Here is a 393-nt window from a genome sequence, read left to right as displayed (position 1 = left end):
GTAGTAACCAGCGTTGTTAATCAAAAGGTCGATAGGTGGCAGGCTCTGAGCAAGTAACGCGATTTTTACGTAATCAGTAACATCCAGTTCATGCAAGCTCAAAGAGGAGTAACGTGCTCTCAAAGGTTGTAGTTCGTCACTGTCTGTGACGTTACGGCTAGTAGCGTGGACGTTCCACCCGCGTTCAAGATAAAGCTCTGTCAGACTCAAACCAATACCACGATTTGCGCCTGTGATAAAAACACTATGGGCCATTTTTAACTCTCTGGTAAGACTCGTTATCGAACTATTGTGTTAGCTGAGTGCGACAAAATCAACTAACCACCATGCACTAAACAACAGGGATATAAATACAGAGATAGCACAGAAGGAACCAAACAAAGCGCCTAGGAC

At 44.3% G+C, this 393-nt stretch carries 1 protein-coding gene; it reads right to left on the bottom strand.

From position 1 onward, the window contains the following. On the bottom strand, positions 1–255 hold a 255-nt coding region (locus ACEWB7_RS18540), incomplete at its 3' end, for an SDR family NAD(P)-dependent oxidoreductase (RefSeq protein WP_411581166.1). Positions 256–393: the final 138 nt, after the last annotated feature.

The organism is Acinetobacter sp. NIOH-H-8 (assembly GCF_046635365.1).
Classification (GTDB): Bacteria; Pseudomonadota; Gammaproteobacteria; order Pseudomonadales; family Moraxellaceae; genus Acinetobacter.
The sequence above is the reverse complement of the archived record's forward strand: the minus strand, read 5'-3'. Positions and strand labels throughout refer to the sequence as shown.